Here is an 18,375-nt window from a genome sequence, read left to right as displayed (position 1 = left end):
TTTCGGAGTGATCCGGAACCTGCTGTTTTTGGGTGTATATACTGTTGTTTTATGTGAGGTTATTTTGTCGGTTTTCGTGGTTTTATGGGGGATGTGCTTGTTTTTAGGAGAACGTTATATTATAATAAGGGCAAGTGACAGAAAATACGAAATTATGTTGTCGGGAGGCTGTAATGGGAAATACAGTAACGATCTGTTTTGCAAATAATAAGGGCGGCAGCGGAAAGTCCACCAGCTGTTCCAATGTGGGAGCGGCACTGGCCGGCATGGGTAAGAAGGTACTGATGGTAGACGGTGATATGCAGCTGAATCTTTCCCTTTCTTTTTTTTCGGAGGAAGAAGTGCTTGAGATGGCAGCAGGGGAAAAGAATCTCTACTATGCTATCGGTCATCAGTCGGATCTCAGCGATTTTATCGTGCATACGAAGTATGAGAATCTGGATCTGGTTCCGTCGTCTACGCTGATGAGCTCCGTGGAATATGAGCTTTTTACAAAATGGCAGAGAGAGTTTATCCTGCGGAAATGTCTGCAGAAGGTTAAAGATTCCGGAGTGTACGATTACATTCTCATTGATGCACCGCCTACTCTTGGCGGCTGGGTGATGAATATTTTATGTGCATCCGATTATGTTCTTGTTCCGGTAGAGGCAAGTCCGTGGGGTATGTTTGGTCTTGCAAATATGTTTGATTTCCTCAATGAAGTCAGGGAGATCGCTCCGGATTTAAAGGTTTTGGGAATCGTAGTAACCAAGGCAGATGCCAGAAAGAATTATTTCAAACAGACTATGGAAACACTGAAAGAAATGGAAGGAATCTATCTTTTCGAATCTTTTATCCGTGTAGACAGCTCCATCGAATGGTCCCAGGACAGCAGTGAACCAGTTGTGGAGTTCAAAAAAAGCAGCCGCAGCGCAAAAGAGTACATAGCATTGGCAGAGGAGGTAATGAATCGTGTCAGTAGGTAAAGCAAGCATCGCAAGAGCAGTAAATGCAGAAAAAGCATCCAAAACAGAAACAAAAACAGAGGTAAAAGAGGCTGAGGTTAAAGCAGCAGAGAAGCCGTCAGAGGTAAAAGCTGAAACAGCTGAAAAAGCGGCAGAAAAAACTACAGCAAAGAAAACAGCAGCCAAAGCTCCTGCAAAGAAGACCACAGCAAAGAAAGCAGCCGCAACAAAAACAACAGCAAAGAAAACCACTACCAGAAAAACAACAGCACGTAAAACCGCAGCAAAGAAAACAGCTGCAGCAGAAACAACAGGAACTGTAGCCCAGAACGTGATCAGCGGAGGAAACGCCGACGAACTCCAGGCCAAATTCCTCACCCCAAAGAAAGATGAGCCGGACAACAACCAGCCAGTAGGAATTAAAGACGAGCTTCCGGTTTATCTGCTGTAATCTTTGATTGAATTTTTTGAAAAGATAGTAATTGACAAATAAAAAGACTGCTATATATCTATATCACTATTGATAAGGTATACAGCAGCCTTTTATTTTGCCCTATAAAAATCTCAGTGGGACAGCGAAGCGCCTCCCTCGTATCTTTCTACATATTGTAATATGCAGCATACAATCCATTCTTCTCAAGCAGTTCAGCATGAGTGCCTCTTTCGGCGATACCCTCCTCCGTGATCACAATGATCTCATCCGCATCACGGATCGTAGAAAGCCGGTGCGCGATCGTAATGGTAGTACGATTTTTTGAAAGCTCCTCCAGACTCTTCTGGATCCAACGTTCGCTTTCGTTATCCAGAGCGCTGGTGGCCTCATCCAGGATCAGGATCGGAGGATTCTTAAGGAATACACGTGCAATGGAAATCCGCTGCTTCTGTCCGCCGGAAAGGCGTGTGCCACGTTCTCCGACATAAGTGTCGTATTTATCCGGAAGCTCCATGATAAAGTCATGGATACTCGCACATTTGGCGGCTTTGATGATCTCTTCATCGGAAGCTCCGGGCTTTCCGTAGGCAATATTATCCTTGATGGTTCCATCAAAAAGATAGACATCCTGCTGTACCATACCGATCTGGCTTCGAAGGCTCTTAAGAGTCAGCCCGCGGATATCCTTTCCGTCTACAGTAATGGAACCGCCGGTCACATCATAAAATCTGGGCAGGAGAGAGCAGATCGTGGTTTTTCCGCTTCCGGAAGGTCCCACCAGGGCAATGGATTTTCCTGCCGGGATATCAATAGAGATATCGGAAAGCACAGGAGTTTCATCATCGTTGTAATGAAAAGAAACATGGTCGTAACGCACATGTCCTTTCACGTCCGTAAGCTCCGCAGCGTTGTCTGCATCCCTGATCTCGGATTCTGTTTCCATCACATCCAGGAAACGGCGGAAACCGGAAAGACCCTTCTGCATCATTTCCACAAGTTCCACCAGGATCTGGATGGGGCTGATAAAGATTCCGATATACAGGGCATACATGGCAAGATCTGCAGTCTGCATTTCACCCTGAGCGATCAGATAGCCGCCGTAAACAAGAGTTACCAGGTACATCATGCCCTGGAAGAAAAGATTGGAACTCATGAAGCTTCCCATACAGTGATAATTATCTCTTTTGGAAACAAGGAACGCTTCATTGCTTTTCTTAAATTTGGCACGTTCGATGTCCTCGTTTGCGAAGGATTGCACCACGCGGATTCCGGAAAGCGTATCCTGAAGACTGGCATTTACATCTCCGATCTTACGCCGGTTTTCCATGAAGGTTTCCTGCATTTTTGCATTCTGGCGGAAGGAAAACACAAACATCACGATCACCAGGAGGATCAGCGGCAGTGCAAGTTTTTTGTTGATAAAGAACAGGAAGATAAAAGCACCGACGATCTTTACCAGAGAGATAAAAAGATTCTCAGGACCATGATGTGCAAACTCGGAAATGTCAAAAAGGTCACTGACCAGCTTGCTCATCATCTGACCGGAATTATTCCTGCTGTAATAGGAAAAAGACAGCTCCTGGTAATGGTCAAAAAGCTCCCGGCGCATATCACGTTCCATCTTTGCACCCATCATATGTCCCTGATAGGTTACATAATATTTGCAGAGACTCTGCACAATGTACATAACAAAAAGAGAAGCTGCAATCACAGGGAGGGCATGAAGAATAATATCCTTATCCTGTGTAAAGAGAGTTTTTGTCATAGTACGAAGAATCTGGGGATAAGCAAGATCTACCAGACTGATAACGGCTGCACAGATCAGGTCAATAAAAAAGACCGCTTTGTACGGGCCGTAGTAGTGGATGAATTTCTTGATGGTATTCATCGGAAAAGTACCTCCGTTTTTATGAAATGTATAGTGTTGTCTGAGCAAAAAATATTGCTGCCGGACATTCTATGTTCATCTTATCATAAGTGAGAATAAAGTCAAGATAAGTGAATTTCTGGCCTGTTTCGTTTCTGTATACTTTCTGAGAACAGGAACTATATGGCTGCTGTTCACAGGAAATATTCCGCAAGAGATTGTTGGCAACGGAGCGGATAGTGATATGAGGAGATATTTTTTGGAAAAAATCAAATTACTCCTTGACACAGAAGAACAAAACCCGTATAGTGTATTTCAGATTTGGTGTGTAACTGATAAGCAGGCATTAACCAGTCATAAATGTTATTATTTTTATTTGACGTTTATGGGGGTTGGTGTCTTTTTTTGTTGCCCACTTAAAAGATTCCCGCTCCAAAACGTCGAAAGAAAAGGAGAGAGAACATGAAAGACAAAATTTTCGGAGTTTTGCAGCGTGTGGGACGTTCCTTTATGCTCCCCATCGCAATCCTTCCTGTGGCAGGCCTGCTTCTTGGATTCGGCAGTTCCTTCACAAATGAAACGACCATTGCAACCTATGGACTTCAGAAGATTCTGGGAGACGGAACCATCTTAAATGCACTCCTAGTCATCATGAACAAAGTCGGAAGTGCGGTATTTGATAACCTGCCTTTGATCTTTGCAGTAGGTGTGGCCATCGGTATGGCAAAAAAAGAGAAAGAGGTAGCAGCTCTTTCCGCACTGATCGCTTACTTCGTTATGAACGTAGCCATCAACGGTATGCTGGTAGTAAATGACAAGATCACAGCAGACGGACAGATCGCAAAAAGCGTTCTGGAAGGTACTGTAACTTCTGTCTGCGGCATTCAGTCTTTGCAGATGGGTGTGTTTGGCGGTATTATCGTCGGCCTTGGTGTTGCGGCTCTGCACAACCGTTTTCATAAGATCGTGCTTCCAAACGCACTTTCCTTCTTCGGTGGTTCCAGATTTGTGCCCATCATTTCCACCATTGTATATATGTTTGTGGGAATCCTGATGTATTTCGTATGGCCGGCAGTCCAGAACGGTATTTATGCTCTGGGCGGTCTTGTAACAGGCAGCGGCTATGTCGGAACCCTGATCTTCGGTATTATCAAACGCGCGCTGATCCCATTCGGACTTCATCACGTATTTTATATGCCATTCTGGCAGACAGCCGTTGGCGGGACTATGGAGGTTGCAGGCCAGATGGTACAGGGCGGACAGAACATCTTTTTCGCCCAGCTTGCAGATTCCGCAAATGTAGCGCATTTCAGTGCTGATGCAACAAGATATTTTTCCGGAGAGTTCATTTTCATGATCTTCGGTCTTCCGGGAGCTGCTCTTGCCATGTACCGCTGTGCAAAGCCTGAGAAGAAAAAAGCAGCAGGCGGACTTCTTCTTTCAGCAGCCCTTGCATGTATGCTTACAGGAATCACAGAGCCACTGGAGTTCTCCTTCCTGTTTGTAGCTCCTGCATTGTTTGCAGTACAGGTTGTTCTTGCAGGCGCGGCTTATATGATCGCACATATGCTGAACATTGCAGTAGGACTTACCTTCTCCGGCGGTTTCCTGGATCTGTTCCTGTTCGGAATCCTTCAGGGAAATGCAAAGACAAGCTGGTTCAGGATTATCCCGGTAGGTATCATTTACTTTATTCTCTATTATGTGATTTTCACCTTCCTGATCAAAAAGTTCAACTTTAAGACTCCGGGACGTGAGGATGACGACACAGAAACAAAGCTTTATACAAAAGCAGATGTAAACGCAAGAAAAGAAGCCGGAAAAGCCGGTGAAGCAGCAGGAAGTACATCTGCAGACCCGGTAAGCGAAGCCATCACAGCCGGCCTTGGAGGAAAGAAAAACATCAGTGATGTGGACTGCTGTGCAACAAGACTCCGTATCACCGTCCATGACGCAGCAAGAGTTAACGACGACATTCTGAAAACAACAGGTTCCAGAGGAATCGTGAAAAAAGGCCAGGGTGTCCAGATCATCTACGGTCCGCAGGTAACTGTGATCAAATCCAAGCTGGAGGATTATCTGGAGACAGCGCCGAATGAATATTTTGAAGGTGCAAATGAGAAAGAAACAGACAATGCGGAAAATCAGGCTCAGTCTGATACAGAGCGTACAGCAGAAAGTACAGGTGAGGCTACTCAGAACACAGCTCCGACATCCGAAGCCAGCACGCAGCCAGAGAAAAAGGTTCTCAGAACAGCGATTGTCTACAGCCCGGTAACCGGTATCGCCGCAGACCTTTCCACAGCGCCGGATGAAGGCTTTGCGGAAGGAATGATGGGAGAGGGTGCTGTAGTCACACCGAAGGACCCGGTGATCTGTGCTCCGGAAGACGGCGAGGTAGAGTTTATTTTTGACACAAAGCATGCCATCGGATTCCAGACAGATACAGATCTTCCTATGCTCCTCCATATCGGCATTGATACTGTAAAGCTGGAAGGAAAAGGCTTCGAGATCCTGGTAGAGCAGGGACAGCATGTAAAAAAAGGCGAGCCGTTGATGAAGATTGACATCCCGTATCTTATAGAAAACGCTCCGTCCTTATGTTCTCCGATCCTTTGCACAGAGATCGAGGATAATCAGAGAGTACGCCTTCTTGCCAATGGAGAGATCAAGGCAGGAGAGCCGCTGTTCGCAGTAGAGACTGTGGAAGAATAGGAAATTTTTCAGCAATAATATAGAAGATTGGTTTTGTGAAAAGCGCGCCTAATGCCCGGGCGCGCTTTTCCTGTGGCAAAGAAAATAACTGTCTGTCAGAAGGGCTTTACACAAAAGAAAGATTCTGTTACGATAAAGAAAATCAACAGCTGCAGACAAAAATGTCGACTGAAAATCCGGGGCAGACAGTGGTGGAATGTGGAAAAGCAGCAGGATATATAAAAATGGTGGGGAAAAAGATGTACAGAGTGAGCAAGGTATTGAACAATAACGGCATCATTGCCATAAATATGGAAGAAAACCAGGAATATGTACTTCTGGGAAAAGGTGTGGGATTTGGAAAGAAGGTCAGCCAGCGTTTTGAGGCTCCGGCAGACTGTACTATTTACAGGCTGGCTCAGGAGACAGAACGTGGCTCAGCAAAAGAACTGGCAAAGAGCATAGCACCGGAATTTCTGGAGATCGCAGATGAGATATTGAGAGAAGCTGAGAAGACCTTTGGGGATACCATAGACAGAAGGATCCTGTTTCCCCTTGCTGATCATATTTCCTTTGCAGTGGGACGTATCCGGAATCATGAGCAGATCAGCAATCCTCTGACGGATGATATCAAGGTGCTTTTTTACAGCGAATTCAAGGTGGCGGAGGTATTGAAGAAGATCCTGAAGGAGCGGATGGATATTGAAATCGACGAGCATGAGGTGGGATATGTGGCACTTCATATTCACTCAGCACTTGGAGATGAAAAGGTGTCTGTTGCCATGCAGACAGCAAGAACGGTACGGGAATGCATCGCCATGATCGAGATGGCCACAGGAAGAAAGATCGATGTGATCTCCCTGTCCTACAACCGTATGATGAACCATATCAAATATATGGTAGCCCGTGTCTCCACAGGGGAGACACTGAAGCTGGATATGAATGAATATATAGAAGAAAAATATCCGGAATCCTACAGGATCGCGGAGGATGTCTGTGAGAGCCTGGGCAAAAGCCTGGGTAAAGAGCTGGATCCTATTGAAATTGGTTATCTTGCCATGCATATTGAGCGGACAGTGGAACAATAAATGTAAATGGCTGATCCGCCTCAGGGATTTACACAATAAATTCAATAGCTTTTTTGACAGCAGTACTCATGGCAGTACTGCTGTTTGTGACTAAGCAGACCTCTCTCTGAGGGAGCGGCTCCTTAAGCTGAAGGGCAAAAATCTTCCCGTCATTGATCACTTCCCGGGCAAGGGGCTCGGGGTAAAAGCCGATTCCCAGATTGTGGACGATCATGGGAAGGACCTGGTCTGTAGTTGCTGCCTCGATGTCAGGATGAAAAGAAACACGGTTTTCCATAAAGTAATTCATATACATTTCTCTAGTGCTGGTCCCTTCCGCAAGACCTACAAAGGGCAGATCCTGAAGCTCATGGATGCTGATAGGGGCAGTGGTCAGATCCTTATATTTGCTTCCGCATACAAGAATTTCCCGGTAACGCAGGAGACTTTTTTTCTGTAAAGGCTTGCGGATGGAGATCGGAGTAGTGACAATAGCGAAATCCACCGCATAATTTTTCAGTGCCTGTACTGCCTGAGGAGTAGAATGGTTAAAGAGGCGCAGGCGAACATGGGGATATTGCTCGCGGAACAGCTCCAGCTTTTCCAGAAGGATCAGACGCAGGGCATTTTCGCTGGCGCCGATGGAAACCAGACCATGCTCCAGCTCTCCGTTCTGGCGGATTTCCTCCTCGCCGATGGACAGCTGCTCAAAAGCCAGGGCAACGTGTTCATAAAGCTGGCGGCCTTCCGGTGTAAGTGCGATTCCCTTGTTGGAGCGGAGAAAGAGCGTACATTTCAGCTCCTGCTCCAGGTTGTTCATACAGCGGGTGATATTTGGCTGGTTGTTGTGAAGAGCTCTTGCTGCCTTGGTAAAGCTCTTATACTGGGCTACATAATAAAAGATCCGGTAGTAGTCGTAAGTGATCATGTATTGTCTCCATCCTGTGATATGATTTTAATATGTTTACGATATTAATAATACTTTTTACATTTGCTTCTGAGCAAACTATAATACACCCGAGGAAAAAAATCAATGACAGGAGTGATTTAGAGTGGTTTCAGGAGGCGGAAAGCTGCAAAATGCGGACCGGCAGATGTCAGAAGCTTTTATAACAAGTGTATTTCTGGCAATGTCCGGCGGATTTCAGGATGCCTACACATACTTTACAAGAGATGAGGTGTTTTCCAACGCCCAGACAGGCAACGTGGTTCTGATGAGCCATAATTTTATGACAGGACAGTGGGGAGACGGTTTAAGGTATCTGTTTCCTGTTTTAGCCTTTGCCATTGGTGTTGTAGCGGCGGAGCGGATCCAGAGTACCTTTAAATATGCAAAAAAACTTCACTGGAGGCAGATGATCCTGCTGATCGAGATCCTGATCCTTTTTGTGGTGGGATTTATGCCGGGAGAATTGGATATGCTGGCAACCGTACTGGTATCCTTTTCCTGCGCCATGCAGGTACAGACCTTCCGGAAGGTGGGCGGTTATTCCTATGCAAGCACTATGTGCATCGGAAATTTACGAAGCGGCACGGCGGCGTTGTCCGTGTATTGTCGTGAAAAACGTCCGGAACAGCTGAAGCAGGCTCTTTATTATTTCGGAATAATTTTCTTTTTTGCCATTGGAGCCGGTGGCGGAGGAAATCTGTCCATGAGGCTGGGGATCCCGGCAATCTGGGTATCGGATGTTTTGCTTCTGATCAGCTTTATTCTGATGTTTTCCAGTAAACATAGAGATTAGAAAGGGTGAGGAATTGTGGAAAACAGCACATTATTCCCAAGAGAGGAAAAGGCGGAGCTTTTATTTGAAAAGATCCTGAAGGATCCGGAGGCGTGCAGACGGCTGACGGAGACCTTCTATGAATCCATGGATGCGGATACAGACATAGAATGCGGATATCTTCCTCCGGAAAAATTCGCCTATGCATTGCTGGACGCATATAAAAACCGTGATCTGACAGCTCTCCTTATGGCGATCTGCCAGAACAGTATGTTTGATCTTCTGCGAAATTCTTTTCTGGCACCGTTCAGGTTCAATGCAGATGGACAGGAGAATCCGGTGTTTCTCACAGATGAAAAAGGAAATTTTCTGCGGGAAAAGGGAATTCATGTAAGTGATAGGGATTACGACCGGTTCCGCAGGATATACAGGGAGAAGCAGGGCGTAAAGATGTATCTGGCGTATGGCTACCGGAAGCGCCATGCCTATGATGAAGATACCATGGAAGTAGAAGAGTACAAAATGGGCGAACATATCGGTGTGCTGCTGGTGTATGAGCTTCCGGACAGCGTAAGGGAAAAGGAAACGGAGGCACAGGCCTATGCGGCTGTATGGGATATCATGATGGCAATTCAGAAGAAGCTTCCAAGAGCCTTTGTATATTATGGGCAGGATTCTGTGGAGGATGGTGGAAAACGTTATGACGGACTGGGCGTTTTTCTCCCCATCCATAAATTTGCGGACCGCTTGGAAAAAATGATCGGGATCGCGGATGAGATCGTAATGAAATAGAATGTACAAAAAAGGACTGCTTTTGTATTGCTCCGGTTATCAGAAGGATAGCTGATGACCGGAAGCTACAGAAAGCAGTCCTTTTTGTATGCCAATTAGGTGCAGTAGCGGAACATTTTGTCCGTAAGGATCCTGGCGAAAATAAGGCCCAGGGGAAGAGCAACGATGATCAGAATCGCAGCTGCAAACCAGGAGGCGGAAACATTCAGGGACATGATTCCCAGATTGTAGATTGCCCGGTAGAGATAAAGTCCGGGAACCATGATCACAATGGATGGTACGGTAATGGAAATCCTGGGATATCCCACTTTGGTTTTAATGAGGGAGGCCAGAAGTCCGGCTGTCAGTGCTCCGAAAAAAGCCGCGGCAGCAGGTGGGAAACCGGCAAGATCAACAAGCTCCAGACGTAAAGTGTTGGACAGTGCGCCGATGAATGCGGCAGCTGCGGCTAGACGGACAGGGCTGTTGAACATGACCGAAAAGCCGAATACCCCGCAGAAGCTTGCCAGAAGCCGGAACAGGATCCTCTGAGCTGCCGAAAGCTCCAGAGGCAGGAAATCCACAGGCTTCAGATGAAGAAGCAGTGCCATCAGCCAGGCAGAGACAGCAGCCACCATTACAACAATAATGGCGTAGGCCAGTCGTTCCAGACCGGAACGCATATCCAGCTTGGCAAGGTCGATCCCGCTTGTGATAAACGGAAAGCCCGGAATGATAAACAGCATGGAACAGATGTACCCGGCCTCATGCTGGACGGAAATGTGGAACAGAAGCTCTGCCAGCTTCAGGAAGCCTGCATATACAAGACAGGCGGAGGAAACAGAAACTGCAATGCACATAAACAGAGTAAAATGATGCTTGCCAAGCTTGCAGCGGATGGCGTTTCCGATGCCTGCGCCTGCAAAAGCCAGGATCATTTCCAGCGGGCCACCGCCCAGAAGAAAAGTAAATGCACCACAGGCCAGTGCAGAAGCCAGTCCCAGGGCGGCAGGGGAATAAAGCCCGTGGATCCGCTCGATCTCATCTAACTGACTGTGCAGTGCTTCACCGCTCATATGGATACCCTCCGCAGGAAAATCACTGACAAAATGTTCCAGCCTGTTCAGTCTGGAAGTATTTACGCCGGTGGTAGTCAGACTAAGTGCATGGGAAAAACTGCTCTCACCGTCAAAGCAGGTGTAGCTTATGGACATCAGTCCGATATCTGCGGAACAGGTGATACCAAGTGCTTCTGACAATGTATTCATGGAACTCCGTACCCGCCAGGCACCGGTCCCACAGGAGAGAAGCATCATGCCTGTACGGCCGATCAGGGAAGCTTTTTCGGAAAGAGAAGCTTCTGTAATGGGCTGGCTGTTCCTGGTACTTACGTAGTTGTGCCAAGGGATTTCCATATGATTACGTTTGATCAGAATATCTGACATAGAAATCACTTCTTTCTATATATTAAAATCATATAGTTACTATTATAAATATATATAATAACTATAATCAGATATATTGTAGCCATTATTCTGAAAAAGTCAAGTATAGATGGAGTAAAATCTGACAGTACCAAAACGTCACTGTTAAAGATTTATCATTTTTTTGCGGAAAATGAATTTTTTTGGTTGCTTTTACGTACAATTTATGTATAATTGTGGATAGGGATGTTGGAATGACCAATTCCTATGGCAGGATGACAAAAACCTGCAGCAGTAGGTGGCTATCATAATTACTATTAAAGAAGAGAGGTAAATGTTAAGATGGCAAAAATCGATTTAACAAAGTATGGTATTACCGGAACAACTGAGATCGTGTACAATCCTTCCTACGAGACATTATTTGAGGAAGAGACCAAACCGGAGCTTGAAGGATTTGAGAAGGGTCAGGTCAGTGAGCTTGGTGCTGTCAATGTAATGACAGGTATCTACACAGGACGTTCCCCTAAAGACAAATATATCGTTATGGATGAGAACTCCAAGGACACAGTTTGGTGGACATCCGATGAGTACAAGAACGATAACCATCCGGCAACTCAGGAAGCATGGAATGCAGTTAAAGATCTTGCCAAGAAGGAGCTTTCCAACAAGAAACTTTTCGTAGTAGATGCATTCTGCGGAGCTAACAAAGACACACGTATGGCTATCCGTTTCATCGTTGAGGTTGCATGGCAGGCACACTTCGTAACAAACATGTTCATTCAGCCGACAGCTGAGGAGCTTGAGAACTTTGAGCCGGATTTCGTTGTTTACAACGCATCCAAGGCTAAAGTTGAGAACTACAAAGAATTAGGACTTAACTCTGAGACAGCTGTAATGTTCAACATTACAAGCCGTGAGCAGGTTATCGTTAATACATGGTACGGCGGAGAGATGAAGAAAGGTATGTTCTCCATGATGAACTACTATCTGCCGCTGAAGGGCATCGCTTCCATGCACTGCTCTGCAAACACAGACCTTAACGGAGAGAACACAGCAATCTTCTTCGGTCTTTCCGGAACAGGTAAGACAACACTTTCCACAGATCCTAAGCGTCTTCTGATCGGTGATGACGAGCATGGCTGGGATGACAACGGAGTATTCAACTTCGAGGGTGGATGCTACGCTAAGGTTATCAACCTTGACAAAGAGTCTGAGCCGGACATCTACAATGCGATCAAGAGAAACGCTCTTCTTGAGAACGTAACACTTGATGCTGAGGGCAAGATCGACTTCGCTGACAAGAGCGTAACAGAGAACACACGTGTTTCCTACCCGATCAACCACATCGAGAACATTGTTCGCCCTGTATCTTCTGCACCGGCAGCGAAAGAGGTTATCTTCCTGTCCGCAGATGCATTCGGCGTACTTCCTCCAGTATCTATCCTGACACCGGAGCAGACACAGTACTACTTCCTTTCCGGATTCACAGCTAAACTTGCTGGTACAGAGCGTGGAATCACAGAGCCTACTCCTACATTCTCCGCATGCTTCGGACAGGCATTCCTTGAGCTTCATCCGACAAAATATGCTGAGGAGCTCGTTAAGAGAATGGAGAAGAGCGGTGCGAAAGCATACCTCGTTAACACAGGATGGAATGGAACTGGAAAACGTATCTCCATCAAAGATACTCGTGGTATCATCGATGCTATCCTTGACGGATCTATCCTTAAAGCTCCGACAAAGAAAATCCCATTCTTCAACTTCGAGGTTCCGACAGAGCTTCCGGGCGTAGATCCTGCAATCCTTGACCCACGTGACACATATGCAGATGCTGCAGAGTGGGAGACAAAGGCTAAAGATCTTGCTGCAAGATTCGTTAAGAACTTTGCTAAATATGAAGGAAATGCAGCTGGTAAAGCACTCGTTGCAGCCGGCCCGCAGGCATAATCAGTCATTCCAACTGAATACAGATCGTAGACTTAACCGGGAGCGGATTTATCCGCTCCCGGTTTTTTGACAAACAACTGAGGATCTATTATTTGATATAGAACTGTGCAGTGCGAAGCATGTTTCCAGACATGGAATAAACAGAAAGTTGAAGATATCTACCTGTAAAATAAAAAACTTTGGCTTGACTAACAGAGGACATATGGTGTATCCTTTCTGAGAAGTTAAGCGGGAGACCCGTAAGACTGTAAAAATTCTCTTTGCACTGCATTACATTCGAACAGGATGCGAGATCAACAGTACAAACTGAGCAGGCGATGCTTTTCGGAATCGAAAATATTTATCGAAGGCATGGGGCCGGGCCGCAGGAAGCGGCAGCGGATATGGATTTAAACGTAATTGCAAAGAACCTGCATTCACAGAATATGAGGTGAAGCAGAATGTGACTTTGCTTTCAGACATATCTGCGGGACAGTGTATGTTTCGCAGGTATGTCTTTTTTACTGCAAAATATGGATGGAACAGAAGGTAGAAGCTGGGATATCCCTATACAGAAAAGAAAGAACACCGGCGGAAAATCGCACTGCAGCGAGTAGTGAAGGAACCGCCGGTTTTTTCACGGAAAATGTTGTGCCATAAGAAGAACCTGATCATATATTTAAAAGGAGATTCTGTTTATGGAACACACAGAAAACAAAACAATTATACATGATACAGAAAAAACAGCTTCATGGGAACAGCAGACAGCAATGAAGGTATCCGGGATCAGTATTCTGGTAAACCTTTTATTATCTGTATTTAAACTGATCGCAGGTATTGTGGCACATTCAGGAGCGATGATCTCGGATGCCATTCATTCTGCATCAGATGTGGGAAGCACCTTCATCGTAATCATCGGTGTCCGTCTTTCTACAAAGAAATCAGACAAAGAGCACCAGTACGGACATGAAAGAATGGAGTGTGTTTCTTCCATTGTCCTTGCAGGAATGCTGCTTGTCACTGGTCTCGGGATCGGAATTACCGGTGCCCGTGATATCGTAAAAAGCACATCCGGCGGAACCATTGCCATTCCGGGAACACTTGCACTGATTGCAGCAGTGGTATCCATTGTGGTAAAAGAGTGGATGTTCTGGTATACAAGAGGTGCTGCAAAGAAGATCAATTCAGGAGCCCTGATGGCAGATGCATGGCACCATCGTTCAGATGCACTTTCCTCTATCGGAGCGTTTGTCGGTATTTTAGGTGCAAGACTGGGATACCCGATCCTGGACCCGATCGCCAGTATCGTGATCTGCGTTATGATCGCCAAGGCATCGATCGACATTTTCAGGGATGCCATTGACAAGATGGTAGATCATTCCTGTGATGCAAAAACTGAGGAATCCATGAAGAGAGAGATCCTCAAGGTACCGGGCGTCAGAAGAGTAGACCTTCTTAAAACCCGTCTTTTCGGATCCAAGATGTATGTGGATATCGAAATCGCAGCAGATGGAAATATTTCCCTTTTTGATGCACATGATATTGCGGAAAATGTACATCATACGATCGAGAATAAATTCAAAGATGTAAAGCACTGTATGGTGCATGTAAATCCGATCAACGGATAAAAAACAAGCTGCCGGAGCGACTGTGATCGTCATCCGGCGGCTTGTTTTTGTATAGAGAAACACCCGGTAGGGGAGCTACCGGGTGTTTCGAGGGGAGTATAAATAATTAAATAAGGGGTTATGTAAAAAAAATTTTTGAAGGGTAAATTCTTTTTACAAGAATGATTATAATATAAACTGGAAAAAAAAGCAATATGATTTTGGCGAATAATCTCCAAACTTTTTGGGATACTATTTCCTGTAATAAAAAGCGGCAGAAAGCTTGGGAAAGCCGTAAAATCAACTTCATCAGGAGGTAATTCAAATGGCGAAAAATTACGAAACAGACAGAAATGAGTCTAATTATGCAGGAAAAAATCACGGGGAAAGTGCTTCCAGAAATTGCGGAAAAAACAGCTCTAAGAACAGTTCTGGAAATTCTTCCAGGAACAGTTCCAAAAGCAGCTACGGAAACAAAATTTCCGATGAATATGATTCTGAGAAGGACAGAGGCTCTGACAGATATTAAAGGATAAGAAAAGCGGGAAAAGTCAGAGATGGCTTTTCCCGCTTAAATACATATAAGGGAACATTCACCCGGAAGCTTCCATATAATATACCAAAAAGAGGAGATTTTTTCCATGTTTCAGATCGAAACTATCTCTGCAAAAATGCTGGATTATTATGTGGAGCGCAGCGACGCTGTTATCATAGATCTCCGGGATCCTGCCGCCTACAGAAGGGGACATGTCCGGAACGCGGTAAATATTCCATACAGAGAGCTGGAGGAATATCTTGAGAAAAAACAGGATCAGAAATATCGTTTTCCCAAAGATAAGCTGCTGATATTTTACTGCGACCGCGGCGGCGCCAGCATGCAGGCTGCCCGGAGCCTGGCAAGACAGGGCTGTCGTACCAGGTCCGTGATTGGTGGATTTGCAGCCTACAGAGGGAGAAATCTTGTGCGCGGATAAAAAAAGCGGACAATATCAAATCAGATTGCGAATGCATATCTGTAACAAATCTTGTATTTTAAAGGAAATCATGATAATGTAAAGAACAGAGATAAAAACCAACACAAATTACAAGGAGAAAAGATTATGAAATATATGTTTGCGTCCGATGTACATGGTTCGGCATATTACTGCCGGAAAATGCTGGAAGCATATGACAAGGAGAAGGCGGAGAGACTGGTGCTTCTGGGAGATCTGCTTTATCACGGACCAAGAAATGACCTTCCGAAGGAATACGCACCAAAGGAAGTCATCCGCCTTTTAAATGAGAGAAAAAACCAGATCTATGCAGTACGCGGAAACTGTGAGGCAGAGGTGGATCAGATGGTCCTGGACTTCCCGGTTATGGCAGATTACTGTATCCTTGCCATCGAAGGAAAAACGATGTACGCCACACACGGTCATATCTATAATAAGGATAATCTTCCGCCGATGATGGACGGAGACATTCTGATCCACGGCCATACACATGTGCTGAAGGCAGAAAATATGGGGAATTATATCCTTCTGAACCCAGGTTCCGTATCCATTCCAAAGGAAGGTAACCCGCCGACCTATGCAATTCTTGAGAACGGAATTTTTACCATTAAAGATTTTGAAGGAAATACAGTACGGGAGATCACTTTATGAATCTGTGGGAATTAACGGCGCCCTGTCATTTTGGAACAGAGGCGGTGCTGAAGCGTGAAATACTGGATCTTGGCTATGAAGTGACCAGGGTGGAAGACGGAAGAGTAACCTTTGAGGCTGATGCCCAGGGTGTGGCAGACGCCAATCTGTTCCTTCGTACCACAGAACGTGTGCTTCTGAAAATAGGCGAAGTAAAGGCCGAGACTTTTGATGAGCTTTTTGAAAAGACCAAGGCTCTCCCATGGGAGAATTACATACCGAAAAACGGTAAATTCTGGGTAGCCAAGGCAAACTCCATCAAAAGTAAGCTTTTTAGTCCATCTGATATCCAGTCCATTATGAAAAAAGCCATTGTAGAGCGTCTCAAAGGCATCTACGGGATTTCCTGGTTTCCGGAAGACGGTCCGGAATTTCCTATCCGTGTGGCCTTTATGAAAGACGTAGCTCTGATCGGAATCGACACTTCAGGAGTATCCCTCCATAAGAGAGGGTATCGCCAGATGACTGTCAAGGCACCTATCACCGAGACGCTTGCCAGTGCTCTTTTGATGCTCACTCCCTGGAAAAAGGACCGTATTCTTGTCGATCCGTTCTGCGGAAGCGGCACCTTTCCTATTGAGGCGGCAATGATGGCAGCGGATATGGCGCCGGGACTGAACCGTCATTTTCTGGCCGAGAGCTGGGAGCATCTGATCCCGAAGGAATGCTGGGAGGATGCAAGAGAAGAAGCCAGAGAACGTGTAAATCTTGATATTGAAACCGATATCCAGGGCTTTGATATCGATGCAGCTGCCATCAAGGCAGCACGCGCCAACGCAAAAATGGCAGGAGTGGACAGACTGATCCATTTCCAGCAGCGCCCGGTCAGTGAACTCCGCCATTCCAAACCCTTTGGTTTTATCGTGACAAATCCGCCATATGGTGAGCGGATCGAAGAAAAATCCAATCTCCCTGCACTGTACCGTGAGATCGGTGAAAGCTATAAGGGGCTGGATCGCTGGTCCATGTATCTGATCACTGCCTATGACAAGGCAGAGAATGACATCGGCCGAAAGGCAGATAAAAACCGTAAGATCTATAACGGAATGATGAAAACCTACTATTACCAGTTTCTTGGACCACGTCCGCCGAAGAAAGGAAGTATTAAAGAATGAAAAAGATCATTTTTGCTACCGGAAATGAGGATAAAATGAAGGAGATCCGAAAGATACTTGCGGATCCTTCTCTGGAGATCCTTTCCCTGAAGGATGCCGGGATCCATGCGGATATTGATGAAAATGGAAAAAGCTTTGAAGAAAATGCCATGATCAAGGCAGAAGCAATCAGTAAAATGACCGGCGAGATCGTTCTGGCAGATGATTCCGGTCTGGAGATCGACTATCTGAACAAAGAGCCGGGAATCTATTCCGCACGCTATATGGGTGAGGATACTTCTTATCATATTAAAAACGCAAACCTGATCCAGCGTCTGGAAGATGTACCCGATGAGAAACGTACTGCACGTTTTGTATGTGCTATTGCGGCAGTTTTCCCGGATGGCAGAAGAAAGACAGTCCGTGCTGCCATGGAAGGCCGCATCGGCTACGAGGAAAAAGGGGAGAATGGCTTTGGCTATGACCCGATCTTTTATCTTCCGGAATATGGCTGTACTTCCGCAGAGCTTTCCATGGAAGAAAAGAACAGGATCAGCCATCGTGGAAAAGCTCTTTGCCTTATAAAGGAAGAGCTTGTATGAAGGTGCTGATCGTAAGCGATACTCACGGAAGAGATGAAAACCTGGAGATCGCGATAAATCGGGAGGCTCCTTTTGACATGCTGGTACATTGCGGAGATGTGGAAGGCAGAGAATTTTATATCGAAGCCCTTGCAGAATGTCCCTGCAGTATTGTGTCCGGAAATAATGATTTTTTCTCGGATCTTCCGAGAGAAGATGTGATCGAGGTCGAGGGAAATAAGATCCTGGTAACTCACGGTCATTACTACGGTGTATCCATGGCCTTTGATCAGCTGGCAGAAGCTGCCCGCTCAAGGGGATGCAATGCAGCTTTTTTCGGACATATCCACGTACCGGTTGTTGAAAAGGAAGCAGGTGTGCTTCTGGTAAATCCCGGAAGTCTGGCTTATCCCAGACAACGGGGACGCCGTCCAAGCTATGCAGTAATGGAGACAGATGGAAAGGGCGAAATGCACGTAGAGATTCGTTACCTCTGATTCCGGCAGAAAAAACAAATAAACTGTCATAATTGATAAAATTTGTGCCAATATTCAGCATATATTA

General features: G+C 45.7%; 17 protein-coding genes and 1 riboswitch. Of the genes, 14 read left to right on the top strand and 3 right to left on the bottom strand.

The genetic code is table 11. From position 1 onward, the window contains the following. The first annotated feature begins 173 nt into the window (after window positions 1-173). The gene (locus tag NE638_RS11330; RefSeq protein WP_015526030.1) at window positions 174-965 is read left to right on the top strand and encodes a ParA family protein; all 792 of its coding nucleotides are present in this window, start codon (window positions 174-176) and stop codon (window positions 963-965) included. After that, window positions 952-1,395 (top strand): hypothetical protein, encoded by a 444-nt coding sequence (locus tag NE638_RS11325; RefSeq protein WP_021650455.1) that lies wholly within the window; start codon window positions 952-954, stop codon window positions 1,393-1,395. Before NE638_RS11330 ends, NE638_RS11325 begins: the two co-directional genes overlap by 14 nt. A gap of 148 nt (window positions 1,396-1,543) precedes the next feature. Here NE638_RS11325 and NE638_RS11320 read toward each other — a convergent pair whose 3' ends face one another. Next, window positions 1,544-3,265, bottom strand: a complete 1,722-nt coding sequence (locus NE638_RS11320; RefSeq protein WP_173739790.1) for an ABC transporter ATP-binding protein — start codon at window positions 3,263-3,265, stop codon at window positions 1,544-1,546. Between the two features lie 441 nt (window positions 3,266-3,706). On the opposite strand from NE638_RS11320, the gene NE638_RS11315 reads away from it, so the two are divergent. Continuing rightward, a complete protein-coding gene (locus tag NE638_RS11315; protein ID WP_015526027.1) occupies window positions 3,707-5,959 on the top strand; it encodes a PTS transporter subunit IIABC in 2,253 nt (750 codons plus the stop codon). 239 nt (window positions 5,960-6,198) lie between these two features. Continuing rightward, window positions 6,199-7,026 carry a PRD domain-containing protein gene (locus tag NE638_RS11310; protein WP_147603315.1) on the top strand — a complete coding sequence of 276 codons (828 nt, stop codon included), beginning with the start codon at window positions 6,199-6,201 and terminating at the stop codon, window positions 7,024-7,026. Between the two features lie 28 nt (window positions 7,027-7,054). On the opposite strand, the gene NE638_RS11305 is transcribed toward NE638_RS11310, so the two are convergent. Beyond that, window positions 7,055-7,933 (bottom strand): LysR family transcriptional regulator, encoded by an 879-nt coding sequence (locus NE638_RS11305; RefSeq protein WP_015526026.1) that lies wholly within the window; start codon window positions 7,931-7,933, stop codon window positions 7,055-7,057. Between the two features lie 166 nt (window positions 7,934-8,099). Between NE638_RS11305 and NE638_RS11300 the strand changes: the two genes are divergently transcribed. Both NE638_RS11300 and NE638_RS11295 read left to right on the top strand, forming a co-directional pair. Continuing rightward, window positions 8,100-8,747, top strand: a complete 648-nt coding sequence (locus NE638_RS11300; protein WP_147603314.1) for a YoaK family protein — start codon at window positions 8,100-8,102, stop codon at window positions 8,745-8,747. A 15-nt stretch (window positions 8,748-8,762) separates the two neighbouring features. Further along, window positions 8,763-9,518, top strand: coding sequence for a DUF4866 domain-containing protein (locus NE638_RS11295; protein ID WP_173739789.1), 756 nt, complete (start codon window positions 8,763-8,765; stop codon window positions 9,516-9,518). 95 nt (window positions 9,519-9,613) lie between these two features. Here NE638_RS11295 and NE638_RS11290 read toward each other — a convergent pair whose 3' ends face one another. Beyond that, on the bottom strand, window positions 9,614-10,942 hold the full coding sequence (locus NE638_RS11290; protein ID WP_059086780.1) for a threonine/serine ThrE exporter family protein: 1,329 nt from the start codon (window positions 10,940-10,942) through the stop codon (window positions 9,614-9,616). Between the two features lie 321 nt (window positions 10,943-11,263). Between NE638_RS11290 and pckA the strand changes: the two genes are divergently transcribed. The 8 genes from pckA (at window position 11,264) to NE638_RS11250 (ending at window position 18,308) form a co-directional block, all read left to right on the top strand. Continuing rightward, window positions 11,264-12,868 carry a phosphoenolpyruvate carboxykinase (ATP) gene (gene pckA / locus NE638_RS11285; RefSeq protein WP_015526024.1) on the top strand — a complete coding sequence of 535 codons (1,605 nt, stop codon included), beginning with the start codon at window positions 11,264-11,266 and terminating at the stop codon, window positions 12,866-12,868. Between the two features lie 296 nt (window positions 12,869-13,164). After that, a riboswitch (NiCo riboswitch) is annotated at window positions 13,165-13,345 on the top strand. Window positions 13,346-13,545: 200 nt separating this feature from the next. Further along, complete coding sequence (locus tag NE638_RS11280) at window positions 13,546-14,475, top strand: cation diffusion facilitator family transporter (protein ID WP_059086782.1); 930 nt, start codon at window positions 13,546-13,548, stop codon at window positions 14,473-14,475. Between the two features lie 304 nt (window positions 14,476-14,779). Continuing rightward, window positions 14,780-14,983 (top strand): hypothetical protein, encoded by a 204-nt coding sequence (locus NE638_RS11275; protein WP_022426534.1) that lies wholly within the window; start codon window positions 14,780-14,782, stop codon window positions 14,981-14,983. A gap of 112 nt (window positions 14,984-15,095) precedes the next feature. Further along, complete coding sequence (locus tag NE638_RS11270) at window positions 15,096-15,428, top strand: rhodanese-like domain-containing protein (protein WP_022426533.1); 333 nt, start codon at window positions 15,096-15,098, stop codon at window positions 15,426-15,428. A gap of 126 nt (window positions 15,429-15,554) precedes the next feature. Next, a complete protein-coding gene (gene yfcE / locus NE638_RS11265) occupies window positions 15,555-16,097 on the top strand; it encodes a phosphodiesterase (protein WP_022426532.1) in 543 nt (180 codons plus the stop codon). Further along, window positions 16,094-17,251, top strand: coding sequence for a THUMP domain-containing class I SAM-dependent RNA methyltransferase (locus NE638_RS11260; protein WP_015526018.1), 1,158 nt, complete (start codon window positions 16,094-16,096; stop codon window positions 17,249-17,251). Before yfcE ends, NE638_RS11260 begins: the two co-directional genes overlap by 4 nt. Next, window positions 17,248-17,832 (top strand): XTP/dITP diphosphatase, encoded by a 585-nt coding sequence (locus NE638_RS11255; RefSeq protein ID WP_173746204.1) that lies wholly within the window; start codon window positions 17,248-17,250, stop codon window positions 17,830-17,832. Before NE638_RS11260 ends, NE638_RS11255 begins: the two co-directional genes overlap by 4 nt. Then, the gene (locus NE638_RS11250; protein WP_021650292.1) at window positions 17,829-18,308 is read left to right on the top strand and encodes a metallophosphoesterase family protein; all 480 of its coding nucleotides are present in this window, start codon (window positions 17,829-17,831) and stop codon (window positions 18,306-18,308) included. The genes NE638_RS11255 and NE638_RS11250 overlap by 4 nt, the downstream gene beginning before the upstream one ends. Window positions 18,309-18,375: the final 67 nt, after the last annotated feature.

This window comes from Blautia sp. MSK.18.38 (assembly GCF_024460535.1).
GTDB classification, from domain to species: domain Bacteria; phylum Bacillota; class Clostridia; order Lachnospirales; family Lachnospiraceae; genus Blautia_A; species Blautia_A fusiformis.
Note: the sequence above shows the minus strand (reverse complement) of the source record. Positions and strands in the feature narration are given on the sequence as shown.

What these genes read in the sequence shown, in the direction of transcription:
- NE638_RS11310 (WP_147603315.1), top strand. Translation starts at nt 6,199, where the DNA reads ATGTACAGAGTGAGCAAGGTATTGAACAATAACGGCATCATTGCCATA.
- NE638_RS11305 (WP_015526026.1), bottom strand. Translation starts at nt 7,933, where the DNA reads ATGATCACTTACGACTACTACCGGATCTTTTATTATGTAGCCCAGTAT.
- NE638_RS11270 (WP_022426533.1), top strand. Translation starts at nt 15,096, where the DNA reads ATGTTTCAGATCGAAACTATCTCTGCAAAAATGCTGGATTATTATGTG.
- NE638_RS11320 (WP_173739790.1), bottom strand. Translation starts at nt 3,265, where the DNA reads ATGAATACCATCAAGAAATTCATCCACTACTACGGCCCGTACAAAGCG.
- pckA (WP_015526024.1), top strand. Translation starts at nt 11,264, where the DNA reads ATGGCAAAAATCGATTTAACAAAGTATGGTATTACCGGAACAACTGAG.
- NE638_RS11330 (WP_015526030.1), top strand. Translation starts at nt 174, where the DNA reads ATGGGAAATACAGTAACGATCTGTTTTGCAAATAATAAGGGCGGCAGC.
- NE638_RS11300 (WP_147603314.1), top strand. Translation starts at nt 8,100, where the DNA reads ATGTCAGAAGCTTTTATAACAAGTGTATTTCTGGCAATGTCCGGCGGA.
- NE638_RS11260 (WP_015526018.1), top strand. Translation starts at nt 16,094, where the DNA reads ATGAATCTGTGGGAATTAACGGCGCCCTGTCATTTTGGAACAGAGGCG.
- NE638_RS11290 (WP_059086780.1), bottom strand. Translation starts at nt 10,942, where the DNA reads ATGTCAGATATTCTGATCAAACGTAATCATATGGAAATCCCTTGGCAC.
- NE638_RS11255 (WP_173746204.1), top strand. Translation starts at nt 17,248, where the DNA reads ATGAAAAAGATCATTTTTGCTACCGGAAATGAGGATAAAATGAAGGAG.
- NE638_RS11280 (WP_059086782.1), top strand. Translation starts at nt 13,546, where the DNA reads ATGGAACACACAGAAAACAAAACAATTATACATGATACAGAAAAAACA.
- NE638_RS11275 (WP_022426534.1), top strand. Translation starts at nt 14,780, where the DNA reads ATGGCGAAAAATTACGAAACAGACAGAAATGAGTCTAATTATGCAGGA.
- NE638_RS11250 (WP_021650292.1), top strand. Translation starts at nt 17,829, where the DNA reads ATGAAGGTGCTGATCGTAAGCGATACTCACGGAAGAGATGAAAACCTG.
- NE638_RS11315 (WP_015526027.1), top strand. Translation starts at nt 3,707, where the DNA reads ATGAAAGACAAAATTTTCGGAGTTTTGCAGCGTGTGGGACGTTCCTTT.
- yfcE (WP_022426532.1), top strand. Translation starts at nt 15,555, where the DNA reads ATGAAATATATGTTTGCGTCCGATGTACATGGTTCGGCATATTACTGC.